General features: G+C 35.1%; 17 protein-coding genes, 1 tRNA gene and 1 pseudogene. 7 read left to right on the top strand and 12 right to left on the bottom strand.

Going from position 1 to position 21,332, the window contains the following annotated elements:
* Window positions 1-5: 5 nt before the first annotated feature.
* Complete coding sequence (locus EGH73_RS00680; RefSeq protein WP_123280217.1) at window positions 6-2,561, bottom strand: VWA domain-containing protein; 2,556 nt, start codon at window positions 2,559-2,561, stop codon at window positions 6-8.
* 25 nt (window positions 2,562-2,586) lie between these two features.
* Window positions 2,587-3,096, bottom strand: coding sequence for an RNA polymerase sigma factor (locus EGH73_RS00685; protein WP_123280218.1), 510 nt, complete (start codon window positions 3,094-3,096; stop codon window positions 2,587-2,589).
* Between the two features lie 305 nt (window positions 3,097-3,401).
* Here EGH73_RS00685 and EGH73_RS00690 point away from each other — a divergent pair, with 305 nt between their 5' ends.
* Window positions 3,402-3,656 carry a hypothetical protein gene (locus EGH73_RS00690; RefSeq protein WP_124802589.1) on the top strand — a complete coding sequence of 85 codons (255 nt, stop codon included), beginning with the start codon at window positions 3,402-3,404 and terminating at the stop codon, window positions 3,654-3,656.
* A 7-nt stretch (window positions 3,657-3,663) separates the two neighbouring features.
* On the opposite strand, the gene EGH73_RS00695 is transcribed toward EGH73_RS00690, so the two are convergent.
* From EGH73_RS00695 to EGH73_RS00715, 5 genes are all read right to left on the bottom strand, one after another.
* The gene (locus EGH73_RS00695; protein ID WP_123280219.1) at window positions 3,664-6,096 is read right to left on the bottom strand and encodes an alpha-ketoacid dehydrogenase subunit alpha/beta; all 2,433 of its coding nucleotides are present in this window, start codon (window positions 6,094-6,096) and stop codon (window positions 3,664-3,666) included.
* Between the two features lie 425 nt (window positions 6,097-6,521).
* Entirely contained in the window at window positions 6,522-7,439 is a 918-nt protein-coding gene (locus tag EGH73_RS00700; RefSeq protein WP_089769433.1) for a ribonuclease Z, read from the bottom strand.
* Between the two features lie 54 nt (window positions 7,440-7,493).
* Window positions 7,494-8,078, bottom strand: a complete 585-nt coding sequence (gene rdgB / locus EGH73_RS00705) for an RdgB/HAM1 family non-canonical purine NTP pyrophosphatase (RefSeq protein WP_376746206.1) — start codon at window positions 8,076-8,078, stop codon at window positions 7,494-7,496.
* A 171-nt stretch (window positions 8,079-8,249) separates the two neighbouring features.
* Window positions 8,250-9,065, bottom strand: a complete 816-nt coding sequence (locus EGH73_RS00710) for a CPBP family intramembrane glutamic endopeptidase (protein WP_123280220.1) — start codon at window positions 9,063-9,065, stop codon at window positions 8,250-8,252.
* Window positions 9,066-10,118, bottom strand: coding sequence for an ABC transporter substrate-binding protein (locus EGH73_RS00715; protein WP_123280221.1), 1,053 nt, complete (start codon window positions 10,116-10,118; stop codon window positions 9,066-9,068). It lies immediately after the preceding gene.
* Window positions 10,119-10,163: 45 nt separating this feature from the next.
* On the opposite strand from EGH73_RS00715, the gene EGH73_RS00720 reads away from it, so the two are divergent.
* Window positions 10,164-10,237, top strand: a tRNA-Arg gene (locus tag EGH73_RS00720).
* Between the two features lie 369 nt (window positions 10,238-10,606).
* On the opposite strand, the gene EGH73_RS00725 is transcribed toward EGH73_RS00720, so the two are convergent.
* From EGH73_RS00725 to EGH73_RS00740, 4 genes are all read right to left on the bottom strand, one after another.
* Complete coding sequence (locus tag EGH73_RS00725; protein ID WP_148041664.1) at window positions 10,607-11,098, bottom strand: hypothetical protein; 492 nt, start codon at window positions 11,096-11,098, stop codon at window positions 10,607-10,609.
* Window positions 11,099-11,327: 229 nt separating this feature from the next.
* Window positions 11,328-12,685 (bottom strand): IS3 family transposase gene (locus EGH73_RS00730; RefSeq protein WP_394338728.1). Its coding sequence is split into 2 segments (ribosomal slippage): window positions 11,328-12,347 and window positions 12,350-12,685, totalling 1,356 coding nucleotides; the frame shifts between segments, so codons are not numbered across the junction.
* 45 nt (window positions 12,686-12,730) lie between these two features.
* Window positions 12,731-13,921, bottom strand: coding sequence for a tetratricopeptide repeat protein (locus EGH73_RS00735; RefSeq protein WP_123280223.1), 1,191 nt, complete (start codon window positions 13,919-13,921; stop codon window positions 12,731-12,733).
* Window positions 13,922-14,555: 634 nt separating this feature from the next.
* Window positions 14,556-14,777: a hypothetical protein gene (locus EGH73_RS00740; RefSeq protein ID WP_123280224.1), complete on the bottom strand. Its 222-nt coding sequence runs from the start codon at window positions 14,775-14,777 to the stop codon at window positions 14,556-14,558.
* A gap of 166 nt (window positions 14,778-14,943) precedes the next feature.
* On the opposite strand from EGH73_RS00740, the pseudogene EGH73_RS14065 reads away from it, so the two are divergent.
* The 3 genes and pseudogenes from EGH73_RS14065 to EGH73_RS00750 form a co-directional block, all read left to right on the top strand.
* Window positions 14,944-15,117: pseudogene (locus EGH73_RS14065) on the top strand (peptidase domain-containing ABC transporter); the annotation flags it as partial.
* A gap of 26 nt (window positions 15,118-15,143) precedes the next feature.
* Window positions 15,144-15,641, top strand: a complete 498-nt coding sequence (locus tag EGH73_RS00745) for a hypothetical protein (RefSeq protein ID WP_123280225.1) — start codon at window positions 15,144-15,146, stop codon at window positions 15,639-15,641.
* 86 nt (window positions 15,642-15,727) lie between these two features.
* Window positions 15,728-16,150, top strand: a complete 423-nt coding sequence (locus tag EGH73_RS00750; RefSeq protein WP_148041665.1) for a hypothetical protein — start codon at window positions 15,728-15,730, stop codon at window positions 16,148-16,150.
* A gap of 128 nt (window positions 16,151-16,278) precedes the next feature.
* Here the strand turns inward: EGH73_RS00750 and EGH73_RS00755 are convergent, their stop codons facing one another.
* Entirely contained in the window at window positions 16,279-17,049 is a 771-nt protein-coding gene (locus EGH73_RS00755) for an XRE family transcriptional regulator (protein WP_123280227.1), read from the bottom strand.
* A gap of 62 nt (window positions 17,050-17,111) precedes the next feature.
* Between EGH73_RS00755 and dinB the strand changes: the two genes are divergently transcribed.
* Window positions 17,112-18,257, top strand: coding sequence for a DNA polymerase IV (gene dinB / locus EGH73_RS00760; RefSeq protein ID WP_123280228.1), 1,146 nt, complete (start codon window positions 17,112-17,114; stop codon window positions 18,255-18,257).
* A gap of 12 nt (window positions 18,258-18,269) precedes the next feature.
* Complete coding sequence (locus EGH73_RS00765) at window positions 18,270-21,323, top strand: DNA polymerase III subunit alpha (protein WP_123280229.1); 3,054 nt, start codon at window positions 18,270-18,272, stop codon at window positions 21,321-21,323.
* Window positions 21,324-21,332: the final 9 nt, after the last annotated feature.

A 21,332-nucleotide genomic window follows, 5' to 3' on the forward strand; every position in this document is an offset into this window, starting at 1 on the left:
AAAATTTAATTCTTTAGGAGTTTAAAAGTTTCTGATTCAGTTCCATATTTCAGCCGGATCACATAAACACTATTAGGGTAGCTGGAAATATCCAATGAATTAGAACCTTTGCTTAAATTATTTTTCCTTAATAATATCTTGCCTGTATAATCATACATCAAAAATTCTTCGATATCCCGTTTCGTTTCAACTTTGAAAAAACCTTTTGTAGGATTGGGATAGATTTTGGTCGCATAATCCTTTTTATCCAGACTTTCTACTTCTAGTTTTTTATTGATAAATTCTTTCAGGACGCCGTTTTTACAATCCGGAACTGTGGAACGCTGTAGAATCAATCTTAACAATAAATCATTCAATTTTTCAACCTCATATTCACTTGCAGTTGGTTTGATATGATTATTCCCGATGCCGCTGTCATTGGTAAGAAAAGTATAGGTTCCATTAGTAAGCAATGCAAAAGTACGCATCAGATATTCCGTTTGTTTATCGGTATCGCTGGCTGCAATCGGAATGACGGTGATTCCTTTTTTAGACGCCAATTTAATTTTTTGATGTAGCCTTTCAATGTTTTCATCGGATAAATGCGGTGGCGCATCCAGAAGAAGAAACATTATCTTGGTAGTATTTTCGTTACTCCAGCTTAGTTCATCAACTGAAGATTCCACCGCTTCTACCACGGCTTCAGGCCTGTCACCTCCGCCTTTTGCGCTTTGTTTTTTGATAAAATCAATTAGATTTTCCGCATTGTGAGAAAAATCGAATTTGCGAGTTATATAATCATCACCGTGATCTCTGTAAAAAACCGAACCGTACCTTACATTTGTATTTTTCAGGCTAGATTCTACTTTTTTCAAAACATCTAACAATTCTGATTTCAGATAATTGATTTCATCGCCCATAGATCCTGTAGCATCTACCACGAAAACCAAATCCAAAGCTCTTTTTTTGGTACAACTCTCGTTGATTTTAATCAGATTTTGCCCATTTCGGAATTCTTTTGCATTTTGTGACAGAACATTACCAAACTCATCTTCTATTCTGTAATTCCCAAACACATTTTTTTGGGTGGTGAGAGAAGAAATCCACAACTCCACATTTCCACGGTTATCTGTTACGCTTTCCCAAACAGTTTCATTATTATCATTTATCAATTTCAGTTTTTTGCCAATAATAGGATTATTATCAAAATTGGTTAATTGGACCGAAACTCTTTTGTCCGGAAAAAATTTCCATGTTTCTTTGTATTGATCAAGTATTGGGACCGCAATATCTTGCCAATAATTCCATTTGGAAAAGTCATTCACTTCGCCTGCCGTTAGTTTTCCTGCATCTGGAAGTATAATTTCTTCTTCTTTATTTTTATTTTCGAGTTTGTATTCTCTATTTAATTTTCTTAATTCTCTTCTTGACAGATTTTTAGTTTTGATGACAACGACTCCATTTGCGGCTTGAGCTCCGTAAAGACTTGTAGCTGCGTCTTTTTTGAGAACATTTACAGATTCAATAATTTTTGGGTTTATGGACTTTATGTATTCTAGAGAAGACACTTTTCCGTCTAAAATGTACAACGGTTTTTTTGATGAATCAACAGAAGCAGCTCCACGCAGCATAATTTTACTAGAAGCGCCTGCAGCTTCTCCACCTGACATTTTCAGACCTGCGACCTTCCCTTCTAATGATGATTTTCCAGCGCCTAACGCCAACATTTTTTTTTTGGTGGACTCAGAAATTTCTCTAGCTTTTTCTGCAGCATACAATGCAGAAACTTTTGCAACCGTGGAAGATTTGGCAGTAGAAGGCGGCGGTGGTGGTGGCGTGTATGTAGATTCAAAAACTTCATTAGTGACAAGTCCATCTGTAGTTTCCAAACGTTTCGGAATTGCTGGTGGAGGTAATTCGGATTTTGCAATAATGGTTTTTCCTTTATCAACACGAGTTATGTATTTTTCATCATTTGTAGATTCTGATTTTTCCTGAGAAAAAATAGCGTCATTACTTTTTCTTTCTAATTCAACCCCATGAAATCTTTTGTTTGTAATACTAAAATCGGATTGATTATTCACAGAAGCTATAATTTTTCCATTTTCGTCTTTTTTGACATAAATATCATCCGTTTTATATTTCTCTCTTAGTTCCTTATATAAATCATCGAATTCATCTTTTTTAGTTTCAACTTCGTGATAAGCAATTATATCTTTTCCTTCAGTAGGTTTAATTGGATTTCTGCTCAGATTCTCTTTGAAAGTTTCATTGATTTCTTCAACTTTTTTTGAAGTTTCCAAAAGATTTGGATTGGTTGGTTTTCCTTGTTTATTTTCTACAATTTGAGGTTCAATTTTAACTTTATTATCATTCATAAAATATAAAACACCAAATGTAAATGCTAATCCAGCCGCAATTCCGTAAGGCAGCCAAATCGGAATGATTCGTTTTTTATTTTCTTTCTTGTCGAGTTTTTCTTCTACTTTTTCCCACACTTTCTCGAAGGCTGGAAACTTTGGGTTTTCTTCCGCTGATTTTCCAGCGTCGTTAAACATTTTATCGATATCTTGATTTTCCATTTTTTAAACTTTAAGAATTAACGGTTTACAGTTTTACCAATTCCTGCAATTTTTTGCGGGCAAAACTGACTTGAGATTTTGATGTTCCTTCTGAGATAGATAGCATTTCCGCAATTTCTCTGTGAGGATAGCCTTCCATTGCAAAGAGATTGAAAATCGTCCTGCAACCTTCTGGCAAAAAATTGAGAAGATGCAAAATGCTCTTTTCTTCCGATATATTTTCTGGTTCAGAATCTGGCAAATCAACAAATTGCTCTTCGATAGAAATAGAAAAAGGCTGCTTTTTGCGAAGTTTCTGCAAGCATTGGTTGACGACAATTTTCCTTGCCCACGCTTCAAAAACCAGATGATTATTGAGCTGATGAAGTTTGGTGAAAATCTGGTAAAAAGAATCTGCCAATATTTCTTCGGCGTCTTCATCATTTTTCAGATAGCGTTTGCAAGTCACAAAAAACCGACCTGCGTATTGCTCATAAAGCTCCCGCTGCGCATTTCGGTCTTTATTTTTGCATCTAATGTATAGGTCGTTTTCCATAGAATGGCTTTTATATAGAAAGATGCATAAGTTTAAAAAAGGTTGGAAATATTCTGAAAATTTATGAAAAAACTTTGAAAGTTTATAATGAAAGATTTTGATTGAATCGCTTAAAAATTATGAAATTCTTGCATTCTCAAAGGACAATTAACAAATTGTATTATAATCAGTATGCTTATTTATAAAATAAGTAAAACAAATTGGATGATTTATAAAAAACTATAAACAATTGTTTAAAGGATTAATAAAAAAATTAATATATGAATTATAAATAATAATTATTAATTTTACATCAAACTAACCCAATGAAGTATACATTAATCAGACGAAACAGAAGCCTACGGACTACTTCAAACCACGAATTTGTTAGCTGGATGAGAAAAAATGATCTTCAGCAATGGACCAATAATCAAGATTTTATGAAAGGTTATTCCAAACGTAAATCTACTTTTGAGGGTTTAGAAATCCGTTTTGACAATGAACAAAATTTTGTAAATGATTTACAAAAAAATAACCTTTTGAAAATAGAATCTTCAAAAGGTCTTTTTGGTTTATTTTAAACTGTGATTAGTAAATAGGCGGATATTTTTCAGGATTTAGTTCATTAAAAAGTTGGTATACTTTTTCTACAATATCATCTGCTGATGGCTTGCTAAAATAATCACCATCGCTGGCATAAGCTGGCCTGTGGTTTTCTGCGGAAATGGTCAGAGGATCAGAATCCAGATATCTGAACGCTTTTTGCTTCTCCAAAACCTGCTGAAGTATAAAAGCTGATGTTCCGCCCTCCACATCTTCATCTATAACCACCAATCTGTTTGTCTTCTTAATACTTTGAGCTATTTCGGCAGACAAATCAAAAGGAATTAACGATTGAATATCAATAACTTCTGATGAAATTCCTAATTTTTCTAACTCATTTGCAGCCTCGGAAACAATTCTCCACGTAGAACCATAAGTTACCAAAGTTACATCCGAACCTTCTTTTGTGATTTCGATTTTCCCGACAGGAACAGTAAATTCGCCCAGATTATCGGGTTGCTTTTCCTTCAATCTGTAGCCATTCAAACATTCTACAATCACCGCTGGCTCATCACTTTGAAGCATCGTGTTATAAAAACCTGCTGCTTTAGTTAAGTTTCTAGGAACCAGAATATTGATACCTTTCGAAAGATTCAGTATGCCCGCCATAGGCGATCCAGAATGCCAGATACCTTCCAGTCTGTGGCCTCTGGTTCTGATAATTACCGGCGCTTTTTGTCCGCCTTTTGTTCTGTATTGAACCGTGGCAAGATCGTCACTCATTCCTTGGAGACAGTATAAAATATAGTCTAAATACTGGATTTCGGCAATTGGTCTTAGTCCTCTCATTGCCATTCCAATTCCTTGCCCAAGAATAGTTGCTTCTCGAATTCCTGTATCAGCAATTCTGACATCACCGTACTTTTCTTGTAGTCCTTCCAAACCTTGATTTACGTCACCGATATTCCCTGCATCTTCGCCAAACACCAATGCCTGCGGATATTTCTCAAATATCTTATCAAAATTATTTCTTACTACTACTCTACCATCCACCTCTTTGGAAGCTTCGGAAAATACCGGTTTTACTTCCTTAATATTGGTCGCTTTCCACTCCGATTGGGAATATAGATGCGAAGAGTAATTATCTTTTTCAACTATTTTAATATCTTGATATTTAGATGTAAGCGCAGCTTTCTCGGGAGAATGATAATCTCTGGTCATTAACAAAGTTTTTCTTACTAAATGGAAGATATCTCTCTTGCTTTTGGATATAATTTTGTTGAAATTTTCAATCAAATTTTTAATTTCTGAATTATTCTTAGCAAGTGCTTCTACCAAAGGCAAAACTTCCAAAGCAAGATCCGAAATTGTCTTTTGGTAAGCTTCCCAAGCTCTTTTCTGACCCTCTTTCACCAATTTTTTGGCCTCGACATCAATAAGATCTAATTCTTCCGAAGTAGCGAGGAATTCTTCATTGCCATCAATATCAATATTATAATCAAGTATCCACTCACGGAATTTTATTAATCCGTCAAATTCAGATTCCCAGCTTAGCCTATCTTCAGACTTATATCGTTCGTGCGATCCAGAGGTAGAATGTCCCTGAGGCTGCGTCACTTCGGTTACGTGGATCACCACAGGTACACTTTCCTGTCTTGCAAAATGTTCTGCTTTGGCATAAGCTTCCATCAGTGCAGGATAATCCCAGGCCTTTACTTTTATAATTTCGCAACCTTGGTTTTCACCTTCATTTCTTTTAAAACCAGAAAGCATTTCAGAAATATCAGCTTTTGCCCTTTGATTTTGTGTCGGAACAGAGATTCCATAACCATCATCCCAAATCGAAACAATCATTGGAACTTGTAATGCACAAGCGGCATTCAGGGTTTCCCAGAAATGACCTTCGGCAGTAGAAGCATCTCCAATTGTTCCAAAAGCAACTTCATTTCCGCCATTTGAAAATTTCTCAGAACCATCAAATTTTATTGACTTATAAACTTTAGATGCTAGGGCTAAACCTAATAATCTAGGCATTTGCCCAGCAGTTGGCGATATATCTGATGAAATGTTTTTTTGTTCCATCAGGTTTTTCCAGCTTCCATCTGCATTTAAACTTCTCGTTGCATAATGTCCGTTCATCTGTCTTCCTGCAGACGCTGGATCTCTATCTACACTTGTGTCAGCATAGAGTTGCGCAAAAAAACTTTCTATAGAAACAGCATCTACTGCCAGCGCAAAAGTCTGATCTCTGTAATAACCAGAGCGGAAATCACCATTTCTGAACACCTTAGCCATTGCAAGTTGTGGCAATTCTTTACCATCACCAAAAATCCCAAACTTGGCTTTTCCTGTAAGCACTTCACGTCTTCCAAGATAAGACATTTCACGGGAAATACGTCCTAAACGATAATCATTGATGACGCTTTTTTTGAAGTCCTGAAAAGAAATCTGCTGGGTTTCTATATAAGTTGATTGCATACCTTAGAGTTTTGACAAATATAAAATTTTTCCGCTAATTTTTACGAAAATGATATTTTTAAGATTGAAGAATATTTTAATGAAATATAAAATCGTTAGAAATTTCCAGTATTGTTAGACGATATGCGACATTTGAACACTCTTGAGTTATGAAAAAAACAGCACCTCACATTCTTAATGCTTGTACCATCTTTAGCGATGTTGCGTATTGATTAAGACTTACTTGGAACTTGCCAAGCTCCTACACTAAATGAACTTGCGGTATTTGCTATTATCTGGTTTCAAGATGTACTTTATCTTTTCTTGCCATAAAAACCGATAAAGCAAAATTTTCAGGCAAGATGGAAAGCATTACAGATGTGCTTTTTTTTCTGCTCATTGCTTTGTATTACCTCAGCTATCTGCATCGTAAGTATCGATGAAGTTTAACCAATTTTTACAGTTTCAAGCGCTTTTGGAAGAAAAGAATTAGGAAAAACCTGTCGGGCTTCCGCAGTCATAACACTCAAGTCGCTGTAACGATTGGAAAAATGTCCCAATATAAGCTTACCAGCTTGTGCTTTTTTTGCTATTGTAGCCGCTTCCAAAGCGGTGGAATGCCCTGTATAATCTGCCATTTCTTTCAGATTATGAAGAAAAGTAGATTCGTGATATAGCACATCTACCTTTTCTATGATTGGGATTATGTCTTCCTTATATTTGGTATCGCTACAAAAAGCATAAGAAACAGAATCCCTAGGATCTGTTGTCAGTAATTGATTTTCTATAATAGATCCATCTTCTAAAACAAAATCTTTCCCGAGTCTCAGGTTCTGAAAATCGCAGATTTCTATTTCTTTATATTTAGAAATTTCTTTCATATTAAGATGACGCTCTTTTGGCTTTTCCTTAAAGAGATAACCATTACAGTAGACTCTGTGACTGAGCGGAATAGTATAGACTTCTACTCTTTTATCTTCATAGATTTTTACAGATTCTTTACCTTCCAGCTCGTGGTAAATCACTTCAAATCCTTTGTACGTCTCTGTGATTTCAAAAATGGTTTCTAGCATTTTTTTGATGCCCTTCGGACCATAGATATTTAGTGGTGTTTTTCTTCCTAATAATCTGAAGGATGCTACCAATCCTGGCAATCCAAAACAATGATCGCCGTGCAGGTGTGATATAAAAATATGATTAATTTTTGAGAATCTTACCTTGGCTTTTCGCATCTGGACTTGTGTTCCTTCGCCGCAATCTATTAAAAAATGACGCTCTTCCATTTCCAGAAACTGAGAAGTGGGCGATGAATTGATGGTCGGAATAGCGGAATTAAAACCTAAAATTGTAAGATATGTACTCAATTTTATTATTTATATTGGAAATTAGAGGGTAAATATACGAAAACATGACAAAATTTACATTACACCCCCTTTTGAATTAAGAAAATCTAAGAATTTTTTTAAAGCTTCACTTCTGTGGCTTATCTTATTTTTTTCTGCAGTTTTCATTTCAGCAAACGTCTGATTATAATCATCTGGAACAAAAATAGGATCATAACCAAAACCATCCGCTCCAAAAACTTCATTGGTAAGATTGCCATATACACGACCTTCGAAGAAATGTTCTCCATCTGCATCTTTGTAACACAATACTGTTATGAAGTAGGCTCTCCGGTTAGGCTCATCCTTCATTTCGTCCAATACTTTTTCTATATTCTTTTTAAAATTATGATTTCCTGCATAGCGCGCAGAAAAAATACCCGGCCTTCCGCCAAGCGCTTCTACCACTAGTCCGCTGTCATCACCAACACTTTCTTTTCCTGTTTTTTCGAAGCAATATTTTGCTTTTATTAGTGCATTTTCCTGAAATGTGCTGCCATCTTCTATGATTTCGTCATTCAGATTATAGTCTGAAAGACTTGTTACAATATATTCTGTTCCGAGAATCTGCTGAATCTCTTCTTTTTTATGAAGGTTATGCGTAGCTACCAGAATTTCCATAAATATAATTGTTAATTTATAATAATAATTGATTATTTATTAATTTTTAATAATATCATAAAAGGACATTGTAGGACAAAATCTGCAGCCCGGCTTGAACGGAAATCCTTTGTTGTTTTTTGCAAAAAGCAACAAAGATTGGGAGTGGAAGACGGAAATGCTGCCATAAAATTAGTCTTTATAAATGATATTTTTCTTAATGGCGAAAAAATAAAATGGAATGATGAAAATCACGATGCCCATTATTAATAATATTCCATTGCTAATTCCAAATAATTGGGAGAATGTTTCCGAATCTGAATACAGCATCAGCATTGCAGAAATCAGATTGTTAAACGCGTGCAGCAAGATAGACATTAGCAATGATTTGGTTTTGTAGTACACCAAACCTAATACCAAACCCAATAAAAGTGCGCCTGCAAATTGCCAGGGATTGAAATGTACTACTCCAAAAATGAAAGCAGATAATGCAATAGCAAGAAGTGGTTTTGTACCGTTATTTATCATTCCTTTCATAATAATACCGCGAAATAATATCTCTTCAAGAATTGGTGCGAGAATAACGGTCATTATGATCATCGCAACAGGCGACTTCTGCAATTTTGCAAATTCTTCTGTATATAATTTATAAAGTGGGCCCAGTAAATCTCCGGTTGTCGGGATAAGCTGTGTCGTATAATCTGCAATGAGCATCATCCCAAACATCATTGGGAATATCAACAAATAGACTCTAAGTGGTTTCGTAGAAAAATCGAAACGGAGTTTTGCGCCATCTTTTCTAACCACAAAAAAGTCAAAAAATAAAATTGGGGTGACAAACGTAATAAGATAAGCCAAGGCCTGATACCAAGCTGTTTCCCGAATATCATTTGTCAACAAAGCAGATAAACCCTGACCGACTGCGTACGCGACTGAAGCTCCTACAAATAATCCTATGATTAACAATATTCCTGCAAAGAAATCGACTTTATAATTCTGTGTTTCCATTTATTTGAGTTCTTTCATGTAAATTAAAGGTTCTTTCTGAAATGTTTTGTCATCTGGATGAAAAATTTTAAAATAATCCCGCAAAACCAAATCGCAGCGCACAACGCCTGATTCAAAATAATCATTAGCATTATCCTTTTCACGATTATTAATCATAAAGAGTGATCCTGAATTAAACACTTTCATTTTGCTATAATTGGGATTAAGTACCAGCAACTCCTTTTTATTGCGATGGGGACTGATGTTGATCCAGTAACTGACATTTTCAGATTTTACAAAAACTTCTTCAAAACTAAGAGGCACAGAAACGGTTTCTGTATTGTCTTTTAAAAAATAATTACCACCTGCATCGGCTATTAATTTCGAAACAAAAGATTTACCACCGGGGACGAACCACTGACTTCCGTACATTTCGTTACAAATAACTCTAGGTTTACGCGGCATTGTCATTGAGAGCTGTTTGATTTTCTGATAATTATTTTCAATATTCTTATATGATTTTTCGGCTTTTTCTTCCGCATCAAACAGTTTACCAAACAGTAACAAGTATTTTGTTTTTTCTAATGGATTCTGCTCCGAATACTCGTCTAAAAAGATAATTTCTATTCCGTTTTTCTTCAGAATATCATAAGTATTGGAAAAATTAGGCACATAATTCGTAAATATAACATCAGGCTTACTACTAATTATTTTTTCGATATCATATTTCTGTTCATTTCCTATGTTAATAATCTTATTTTCATTGATGAGCTGATGGATTTTTTCCGAAAAAACATATTCCGGACTAGAAACCCCTTTAATTTTATCCTCTATACCAAGTTCCAAAAAGTAACCAATCAAGCTTGAACTGAGAAGCATAGCTTTCTTAAACGGCAATTTTTCCTTAGAAATTGCATTTTGGAATTTTCCGGAGTTGATAATTAATTTTTTGGAATCATCAGCGTAATTTACTCTAGATGAGATTTTTACAGTTTCGCCTGCCCATCTAGTATTTTCTTTTTTACACGAAAGTGAAAAAAGAAATAAAATAAGTGATAAAAAAACACGTTTCATGTTCCAAAGAAAGCAAAAAAGTACTATATTTGCAAACCGAAAAACGGCCTCGTGGCGCAACTGAATAGCGCATCTGATTACGGCTCAGAAGGTTACAGGTTTGAATCCTGTCGAGGTCACAAACGTCCAAATGGCTTCAATTTAATCTAAATTGAGCCATTTTTTTTGTTTTTGATTCTAAAATAATCGGATTAGTTTCGGATCAGTATCAAAAGTTGGGGACTACGCAAAAATTTGGGATATAATAAAATTTACAATTCCAAAACTATAATCAATGACTATTGAATCAGTGGCATCAGATTATTTTAAAACCTAGAGTTTGCAATAACTGTGTTAACGAACTATCAAAATAAATATAAAGTCGATAGATTAGTGAGAGTTTTTGAAAAACTATATACCGATATTTAGGAATAGTTATTCCCTATATAAAATCAGTATCCATATCACTAATTACTTATTTAAGTGATTTCGATTTTTCGTCCTTTTATTTAAATGCTGAAAATATCAGACTTTGGTTTATTTTTTAATTCAGATTTTTTATTCAAAATTTGATTGATAGTATCGATAAATTTTTTCATTCTTTCATTACCTTTTCTTTTGAGAGGGTCTTTATTGAAATCTGTAACTATTCGAATAGTTTGCTTTTTTCCACTATCAAACTCAACAATATATTTAAATTCCGTAGCCGGCATGATTAATGGGTCAGCCTCCTGAATTAACACATCTGTTCCGTAAGAACAAATATTATTTTTAATATAAAAATCTTTTATTTTTCTTTTCTCAATTTCCGTAATTGGAAAAACAACTACACTATCTTTCTTAGCCATATAATGTACAATATATCTACCTTCAAATAAATCAAACTCAGAGATTTGATCTTCATAAATCCGCAATGATTTGATGGATGAGCAATTATCATTTTGACAAGAAAACAACATTAATAATATTGTTAAGCTAATATATATATGTATTTTTTTCATTTTACTTTATACCTGGATTAATGACGTTTGGTAAATTTCGCCAAGAATACGTCTGAGGATAATTTTTTAAATTTTTATAATAAAATGAGGCACCATTCCTACTTCCGTATGCTTTAAGATAAGCAAAAGTATACATAGAAGCAGCAGCTTCTGTATAATTATTAAAATTAGTGTACGTCTTCAAACTAAATTGGACATTTTGTAATAAATCCTTAAGGAGTATTTAGGTTTATAAATTTATTAATTTCTGTTGAAAATACAACTGTCTTCTTTTTCGGATTGAATCCGATTTTATTTGTCTTCTTTTTTCCAAAATCTGCTCAGATCTTCCGAAGTAAACATCTGCCGGAGGAAGGTTTTTCAAAGATTCGTGATATCGCTTGTTGTTGTAGTTTTCTACGAATTTTTCTAAAGCTTCCACATGTTCTTCAGGATGATAAAAATGATTGAGTTTTACCACATTTTTCATCGTTCTATGGTATCGTTCTATTTTCCCTTGGGTTTGCGGATGCATCGGCTTTCCGTGAACCTGCTTCATCTTCAAATCGTCTTTCAGATAGGTTCTGAGTTCGTTTGATATGTAGCAGGAACCATTGTCTGAGAGTAATTTCGGTTTGGCTTTAGACTTCAACTTTGCTTTTTCAATCGCTGTATTTACTGTTCTTTTCACATCTTCGGCCTTCATCGAATCACAGAGTTCCCAATGGATGATATACCTGCTGTAGTCGTCTAAAACAGTGCTCAGATAGTACCAACCCCAACCAATCACTTTAAAATAAGTGAAGTCTGTCTGCCACATTTGATGCACAAATTCTGTCTTATCCTTAAATTCATTTGCTGCTGAAAGAAGAAAATGATTCGGTGCAGGAATTAAATCCCGCTGCTTCAAAATCCTGTAAACACTGGATTCTGAGATAAAGACACCTTGTTCATCGGTAATTTTGTGCGCCAGTTCTCTTGAGGAAAGCTCCGTATGTTCCAAAGCGATTTCTACGACCAAATCTTTTTGTTCTTCCGGAATGCTGTTCCATTGTCTTTTAGATGTTCTTTTGGACGTTTCCAAGCCATCGTAGCCGTTTTCAAGGTATTTCTGATACCATTTGTAGAAAGTACTTCTTGCAATCCCAAAGCTTTCCAGGGTTCGTTTTACACCAATTTCACTCGTAGTAACTTCTTGAATAATTTCGTATTTCTCACTTGCTGATAATCTCATAAACTTTCTGTATTTATGGGTTAATCCAGCATGTCTAAGCTTTTTTTTACAATGTCATAGCGCAGAACCAAATCGGCAACCATCTCTTTTAATCGGGCATTTTCTTTCTTCAAATCCGACACTTCATCACTCGTGGCTTCTCTAATAACATCGCCATTGAGCCGTTTTTTACCGGCTTCCATAAATTCTTTGTTCCAGGAATAAAACTGAGATTGCGCAATATTATGCTGTCGGCATAGTTCTGCTACAGAAGTTTCTGCACGAAGCCCTTCCATTACGATTAAAATTTTCTGCTCGGCTGTAAAGATCCTCCTTGTATTTTTACGGATGTCTTTTACGAATTTTTCGGAACTTTTCTTTTTAGGTGTTTCCATAATCAAATCTAATTCTTTTTTTGAAAACACTCCTTAACTTTTATACTATATAGTGTCTACTTTTTGCTGACGATTTACAGCAATAAGAATATTAATTCTATCAATTGAGTGAGAATCATTCACAAGGATTTTCTCTTTGCATTGCTCTATTAAAAGTTCTCGGACTATGCTTAATTCATTTCTTAGTAAACTCAGCTTTATCTTTCTGGTTGCAGCCTCGAACCTTTGCATTGGATTATTGTAATTCTTTTTGATATAAGTCAAAAGAGTATCCATAACAGCCGGTGCCGGCTGGTTCATTTCTTCAGCTTTTCTTTGATAGGCATCAAATAATGCTATAGCCGACCAATAGGTATTTTTAGCTGCATGATTTTGAATCTCAAAATTGATCAACTTATCGTATTGATTCAGCTGCTTTGATAGGTCACGAAATTGCTTGATAAAATATGCATCAGAATTACTCACGTCGTTTAAATATGACTCAGTCGCAGCAAGTGCAGCTGAATAATTCTTATCTGTCCTTAAAGCTTTTACATTGACCTGGTTCATTTCCCTGATGTGTTGTTGACGATCAGGATTCACTGGAAGTGCATTTAGATCAGCCAATCTCTGTGTTGTTTCTAAAGAAGTTAAAGTTGCAAATCTAGCCTTATGGGCTTTCTTGTTATGCTTACGGAATTGTTTTACTGCCTTATTTTTGTGCGCATAAGTCGTATCCACATTCATGGCAATGTACTTATTAATCTTTGCTACCTGCTTTTGAAGATTTTTGTTATCAGGGCGTTCCTGAAGCAAAGTATCGAAATGTTGCTTTATAAATGATAGTGGTCTTCCAGATGTAAGGTTTAATTGCTTAAAAAGTTTCTGATTACCGATACTAGCTCTAAGGTATTCACCATACAGGCTTCTTTTAAATCTAAAGTGATTAGGCAGATTTGATAAGGCCTGCTGATAAAGTTGAATAACCTCAAGTTCCTTATGCTTTTCCTTTAAGAGAATCTTTCTGATGCCATTATAAGCGCGAATCTCTGTGCCATCCAAAGATAACACCTGCTGATAAGTAGTTTTTGCTTTTGAAAAACGTCCCTGACGGCGATATCTTCTTGCCTGTTTTAGCAGTATTGTGATATCTTCAACGGGTGATAAAAATGACGATTTTGAAAAAAGAAAATTAGGAACTAAAATAGAAGTTATACCTAAAGAGCTTAGCTTTAGGAAATTTTTTCTCGTAATCATGGTGGTGGTTTTATAAAAAAGGGGAAGAAAGGATTTAGGCCTGTTTTTTTTACCGTAAATGTTATATATTCAAAAATTCAACTTCCCCTTGCGTTGCAAAGATATATAATTATTTCAAATCAGTTAATAAAAGTTAATTTATGTCAATTAAAGGTAACATTGAGATTTAAAAATGGATTATTGATAAAGGGTTTTAATGATATATGATTTTTATCATGTCGATTATGTGCTTAAAAAATCTTCATGTAGCTCTATTTACTTCTAATATTTCTTGGAGTTACTAATTGGATTTATTTCAAATTGTGAAAAAAATAGATTAATATATCTCCAATATCTCCATTTTGGTATTTCAATTATTTTCAAAATCATCACTTTCACTGAAAATCGTTTCTTTTCTCAAACCTTAAATTGTAAAGATATTTGCAAGTAATAAATTTAAAAAATGGAAGATTATATTTTTATTGCAACTTTCTCTAAAATTTTATTCTGTTTCTCAAAAACTGCACTTTTCTATACATGTTATTCTAAAACGTACATAAAAACTATACAGCTTATAGAATGATGTGTATAATTTTTTTAATCCTCAGCTCAATTATTTGGTTCTGAAAGCAGGTTTTAGAATATCTTTTGTGATTTAAAATAGATGTATCATATAATCTGCCATTAATTTATCCAATTTAAAAGCCTCGCAGAGCGAAGTAGAAACTTTGTTGAGAGGTACGACCTTCAAAGTTGCGAATGAGCTCCTAACTTCTCCCCGTAGTTGTAAAATCCCACGCATTTCAATAAGCAATAAATCTATTCTTAAAACAATATTTTGTAACATTACTTTTTTACAAAGCAGTCTGATTTTCATAAATGTTTTAAATGTGCAAAACAAAACCACCTAAATATTTTAGATTTTGTTTAATATTTCATACTGAAAGATGGACTTCTCAAAATTAGTACGTATTAAAGTAACTATTACCGGAAAAATTTGTAATTCCAATTAGTAATATCTCCATCAATAAAAGGCTTCTACAAGAGGAAAAACTGTAATCATTGTTGCTCATAGGTTGAGCACTGTAAAAAATGCTGATCAAATTATCGTTTTGAAAAATGGAAAAATTGTAGAACAGGGTAACCATAAGGAGCTTGTCCAAAATAAATCAGATTATTATAATCTTGTGAAAAACCAGTTGGAACTGGGAAATTAAATATCAACTTTTAAATTTTTTTTAACATGAAAAACAAAATTTTATGCTTAGGAATAGCAATGCTTGCTATTTCTTGTAACAGAACTGGAGAGGAAGATATGAATAATCTTCAGGCAAAGGGAAATATGCCATTAAAAATTATGGGGAAAACGGTTGAACCCCAAAAGCTTATTATAGGAGAAGTAGCCGGATATAATGCTGAAGATGGTGACAACTGTAGAAGAAACAGAGGAGGGTGCAATTGGGCAATTGTTGGTAGTAAAACTGCGGATAAAAATTTTGATGAAAGCAATAAATGGGAAGTAAATTATTTTATTTCTGATAATCAGCTTATTATTATAAATGCTAATTCTGTCCATGCAAAAACTTCAACAGTAATCAATATTTCTGAGAGAATAGCACTCCCTGATGATTTATCCGAAAAGCTTGGTTATAAATCTATTACTATTATGCCGGGAACATATTCTTATAAAACAGATAATTACGAAAAAGGATATGTTGCATTAGATATAGCAAAAGAATAATATTGGCTTCAACGAAATATTTTCTCATGAAATATTTGTATTCTTTAATACTTTTGATTCCGGTCTATTGCTTGAGTCAAAACAATGTGAGAGCTATTGCAGCAGAGGATGTGAAATACATATTATCAAATCAAAGAAAAGATTATAAATTGATTTTCTTTTGGGTTCCAAAATGCGAAACAATAGAGCAACAATATAATGATACCTCAACATTGCAAAAGCAAGTTAAAAATATTGTAATTCTTCCTATTGCAATGATTAGTACAAAGAATTATCGAGACGACTTTCATAATCTTTTTTACAGCAAATTTAATTTAGGAAAAAGCCTTGAAGTCGCTAAAATAAATGAAAACCAGTATGATAATTTTGATGCATTTAAAGAGAGGTTTTTAATTTTATATAAAGGACAAAATAAAGATGCATTTTATTTTTTGTTTGATAAACAAAATCAACTCATTAAAGAATGGGAAGATTTACCCTCTGAACAGGATTTATTAACACTTATTTAATCACTTTTTTGACTTAAGCCTCGTTAAACTAAAAAATAATTATTTCTTTTAACAAGTTCCTTCAGAATTAAATAAGGTTAAATGCTCCATAATCTATAATTATTTGATATTTTCCCTTTCTACCAATTCTAATTTCCTATTTTTTCTTTGATCTGTTTTATATCAGTTTTGATCTCTGCAATGAAGTTTTGAATATTACGTTCTGAAAACTCATCTGCTCCATATTCTTTTGTAGTGATACTGCAGGCAAATTCCCAGATCTCCTTTATTTCCGATAATGGAATTTTATAGGGCTCATAAAATTGATTGTCAGCTTTAACCCAAATACCATCAGCTTCGTGAAACTGAAATCTCTTATAGCTTATACCATCATTGGTAGTAATAAAAACATATGTTCTGTCTGTTCGAAGGTCAGAAAGATTCTCAATATATTTTCCCACAATATAGGTTCCGTTTTTATATGGTGGCATAGAATCTCCTTCAGCCGGAAAAGCTCTAAACTTCCCGCCTTTTAAGAAAGGTAAAGATATCGTATCAAGACTTTCGATATATTCCGGATCACCATAACCGTTCAGATATCCCATAGATGCTTTCTGTGGAATGATTTCAATTTCATCATTACCATTACTGTCAACTCTTATGGGAAGAACTATTCTATTATCCGGAAGTTCCATAATCTCATCAATGGAATATTTGCTGACATTTATGGTTACAAGTAAATCTATACTTACATTATAATATTTTGAGATCCTGACCAAGATATCAAGTGGCGGCTCAGTAGCACCATCTTCATATTTACCATATCTACCTCTTGTTATTAAAAGATCATCGGCCACCCTTTGCTGAGAAAGATTGAGCTTACCTCTCAGATACCTTATATTTTCAGATAAAATTGACATTGCTATAATTTATAGCAACAAATATACAATTTTTTGATACAAAACGTAATAATTTTGTCGCTATGAATCGAGCAATTTCGCATATGGATCTGGACACCTTTTTCGTCTCTTGTGAGAGACTAAAAAACTCTGACCTTGTTGGAAAACCACTTATCATTGGTGGCGGAGACAGAGGCGTGGTAGCTTCCTGCTCCTATGAAACGAGATATTTTGGGGTTCGAAGTGCAATGCCCATAAAAATGGCTTTAAGACTTTGCCCAGAAGCAAAGGTCATCCGAGGAGATATGGAAATGTACTCCAATATGTCGCATACTGTTACCGAAATTATACAGGAAAAAGTTCCGGTTCTTGAGAAGGCAAGTATTGATGAATTCTACCTTGATCTTTCCGGGATGGATAAATTTTTCGGTTGTTATCAATGGACCACCGAAATTGCAGAGGCTGTCAGAAAAAATACCGGTCTGCCCATCAGCTTTGCCTTATCTACCAATAAAACCGTTTCTAAAATCGGTACCGGAGAATCTAAACCTATTGGTAAACTTGAAATTCCTGAGCAGAAAATAAGAGCTTTTCTGAACCCGCTCTCAGTTAAGAAAATTCCGATGGTGGGCAATGTGACCTTTCAATTGCTGTCCAGGCTGGGTGTACGAAATATTCAAACGCTGTCAGAGATGCCTGTTGACGTTCTGCATCGGCTGATCGGAAAAAATGGTCAGGAACTCTGGAAGAAAGCCAACGGTATCGATGAAACGCCTGTTGTGCCTTATTCCGAAAGGAAATCCATCTCCAAGGAAAATACATTTTCGCAGGATACCATAGATATAAATGGCATAAAGAGCATTTTATCAGGAATGGTGGAACAGTTGTGTTTCCAACTCCGTCAGGAGAAGTGGCTTACTTCTACCGTTGTTGTAAAAATTAGGTACTCCAACTTCGATACAGAAACCAAGCAATACAGAATTCCTTACACTTCCTCCGACCATACACTACTCAGATACGCATTAGAATTATTTGAGAAAGTCTATCACCGCAGAATGCGAATCCGACTTATCGGAGTAAAGTTCACCGGTCTGGTACACGGCTGTCACCAGATGAATCTGTTCGAAGATACGGAAGAACTCATCAGTCTTTATCAAACAATGGATAAAATTAAAACAAGGTTCGGTTCAGACAGCGTGGGCCGGGCATCTGGATTTTTAAACCAATAAATTGACGTTGCAATGTTCATCAATTGTCATTCTTTCCACAGCTTGCGTTACGGTACCATCTCCGTAAAAGAATTGGTTCAGCAATGTGTTGAACTGAGAATCGGTGTGGCTGCTTTGACCGACATCAATTGTATCTCTGGCATTTATGATTTTCACAGATTATGTGAGAAGAATAACATCCGACCTGTTGTAGGTGTAGATATAAGAACTGACAATAAACAGCACTATATCTGTTTGGCAAAAAATCAATCAGGTATCGGAGAAATCAACAGGCTTTTGACACAGCATCATTGCGAAGGAAACGATTTGCCATTGCATCACCCAAATCTGCCTGATGTATTTGTCGTTTATCCTTTGAATAATTACCCTGAAAAACTTCATCGAAATGAATACATCGGCATACGTCCCGAAGAAATTAATTTGTTGATTAATTCCACCCTGAAAAAGTATATCCCAAGAATGGTCATTTTACAGCCGGTAACTTTTACAACAAAGAGAGAATATAAACTTCATAAGATCCTGCGCGCAATTGACCGAAACACGCTGGTCACTAAACTTGAAGAAAATGATATATGCGGGCAAAACGAGAAGCTAATCTCAATTGATGAGCTTTTAAAGAATTACCAGCATTATCCGCAAATCATCGAAAATACCCAGCAATTATTGGAACAATGCTATTTTCATTTTGACTATAAGACTCCTAAAAACAAAAAGAACTTTACAGAAAGTAAAGACAGCGATATAAAGTTATTGAAAAAACTTGCCTATAAGGGGTTCTCCAGGCGATATCATGATGATGACAGAAAGGCAAAAGCCCGGATGGATAAGGAATTGGATGTAATTAATCAGCTGAACTTCTGTGCATATTTTTTGATCACTTGGGACATCATCAAGTACAGCAATCGGATGGGGTTTATGCACGTCGGTCGCGGAAGTGGTGCCAATAGTATCGTTGCCTACTGTCTTGGCATTACAGATATATGCCCGCTGGAGCTGGACCTATATTTCGAGCGCTTCCTGAATCTGAACCGCAAAACACCGCCGGATTTCGATATCGACTGGAGCTGGCAAAACAGAGATACGATTTTACAATACATCTTTGACAAATACGGAAAAGAGCACGTGGCATTTTGCGGAACTAACGTTGAGTTTAAGTATAAATCGATTTTCCGTGAGGTAGGAAAAGCATTTGGTTTGCCAAAAGAGGAACTGGATGAACTCGCCACCAAATCGATTGAACAGCACGATATTAATTCGGTGTCAGCAATGGTGCACAAATATGGAAAGCTTTTAGAGAAATTTCCAAACCAGCGAAGTATGCACTCTTGCGGAATTCTAATCTCTGAAGAACCCATCACCAATTACTCCGCATTGGAAATGCCACCGAAAGGATTTCCAATCGTACAGTTCGATATGCACGTGGCCGAAGAAATCGGTTTGGAAAAATTTGATATCCTCTCCCAGCGAGGCTTGGGCACAATCAACGATACAGTGAAGCTCATCGAAGAAAAACGAGGTATTAAAGTCAATATCCGGGATGTGAGCTTGTCAAAAGACGAAGAGAGATGCAATGAGTTTCTGAGCAGGGGAAAAACAATCGGTTGTTTCTATATTGAAAGTCCGGCAATGCGGGGACTGCTCCGAAGATTGAAATGCAACAATTATAAAGTATTGGTAGCCGCATCATCCATCATACGCCCAGGGGTAGCGCAAAGCGGAATGATGAAGGAATATATATTTCGCCACAATAACCCGGATCAATTTGAATATTTTCATCCGGTTTTTGAAAAAGAATTGGGAGAAACTTATGGCATTATGGTTTATCAGGAAGACGTTATCAAAATCGCCCTTCATTTTGGGGGCCTGTCGCCAGCTGATGGTGATGTGCTACGCCGGGCAATGAGCGGAAAAGGGCGTTCGCTATCTGCCCTGCAGAAAGTCAAAGATCATTTCTTTGAATCCTGTAAATCCCTAGGTCATCCGGAGCAGCTTTCCAAAGAGGTTTATCGCCAGATAGAATCTTTTGCAGGCTATTCTTTCTGCAAAGCGCATTCTGCATCCTATGCGGTAGAAAGCTACCAAAGTCTCTACCTGAAAGTTTATTATCCTATCGAGTTTATGGTTTCGGCGATCAATAATGGCGGCGGTTTTTACAGGACCGAGGTATATGTCCACGAAGCTAAAATGTCCGGTGCAACCATATTAAATCCCTGTGTCAATCTAAGCGAATACCAGACTACGGTTTACGAAAAAGATGTTTATTTAGGGCTGATGCACATTGAAAAGCTTGAAAGTAAAATCGCCGTTTTAATTCCTGAAGAACGAAAAAATAACGGTGATTATACCTCCCTGGAAAACTTTGTGAAAAGAATCCCTATTGGTATTGAGACTTTACAAACTTTGATATTCATAGGAGCATTCAGGTTTACTGGAAAGCAAAAGCACGAATTATTAATTGAAGCCCGCTTTCTTTTGGCAGGAAACAGACCTAGTTTTAAGCATTTAATATTACTTGAAGAACCACAAAAAGAATATACTCTCCCAAAGGTTCAAAGACATCCATTGGAGGACGCATTTGACGAAATCGAGATCTTAGGATTTCCGGTTTCAGTGAGTCCATTCGACTTATTGCAAACTAAATATAGGGGAAGTGTGATGGCAAAAGACCTTACGAAATATCATAAGAAGCAAGTCAAAATGCTGGCTTATCTGATATCCCGAAAACACGTACCCACCAAAAAAGGGACGATGTTTTTCGGAACATGGATTGATGCGGAAGGAGAATATTTTGATACCGCCCACTTTCCGGATAATCTTTCACAATATCCTTTTCAGGGTGGCGGATGCTATCTTCTATTAGGTACCGTGGAAGTCGATTTTCATTTTCCAACCCTTACGATATTAAAAATGGCAAAAATGCCCTTTATTCCTGACCCTCGATACACTTTGGATAAAGACAAAGCCTACGAAGCTTATAACAATATCCGGGAAGATGTAAGTATGACCTTCAGAAAACCTTATCCTCAGGAACACGAGATTGGACTGCCTAGGAGGAAAATGAGTTAAATAATGAGA

Origin of the sequence: Epilithonimonas hominis (genome assembly GCF_003730015.1) — a bacterium.
In the GTDB taxonomy this organism is placed as follows: Bacteria; Bacteroidota; Bacteroidia; order Flavobacteriales; family Weeksellaceae; genus Epilithonimonas; species Epilithonimonas hominis.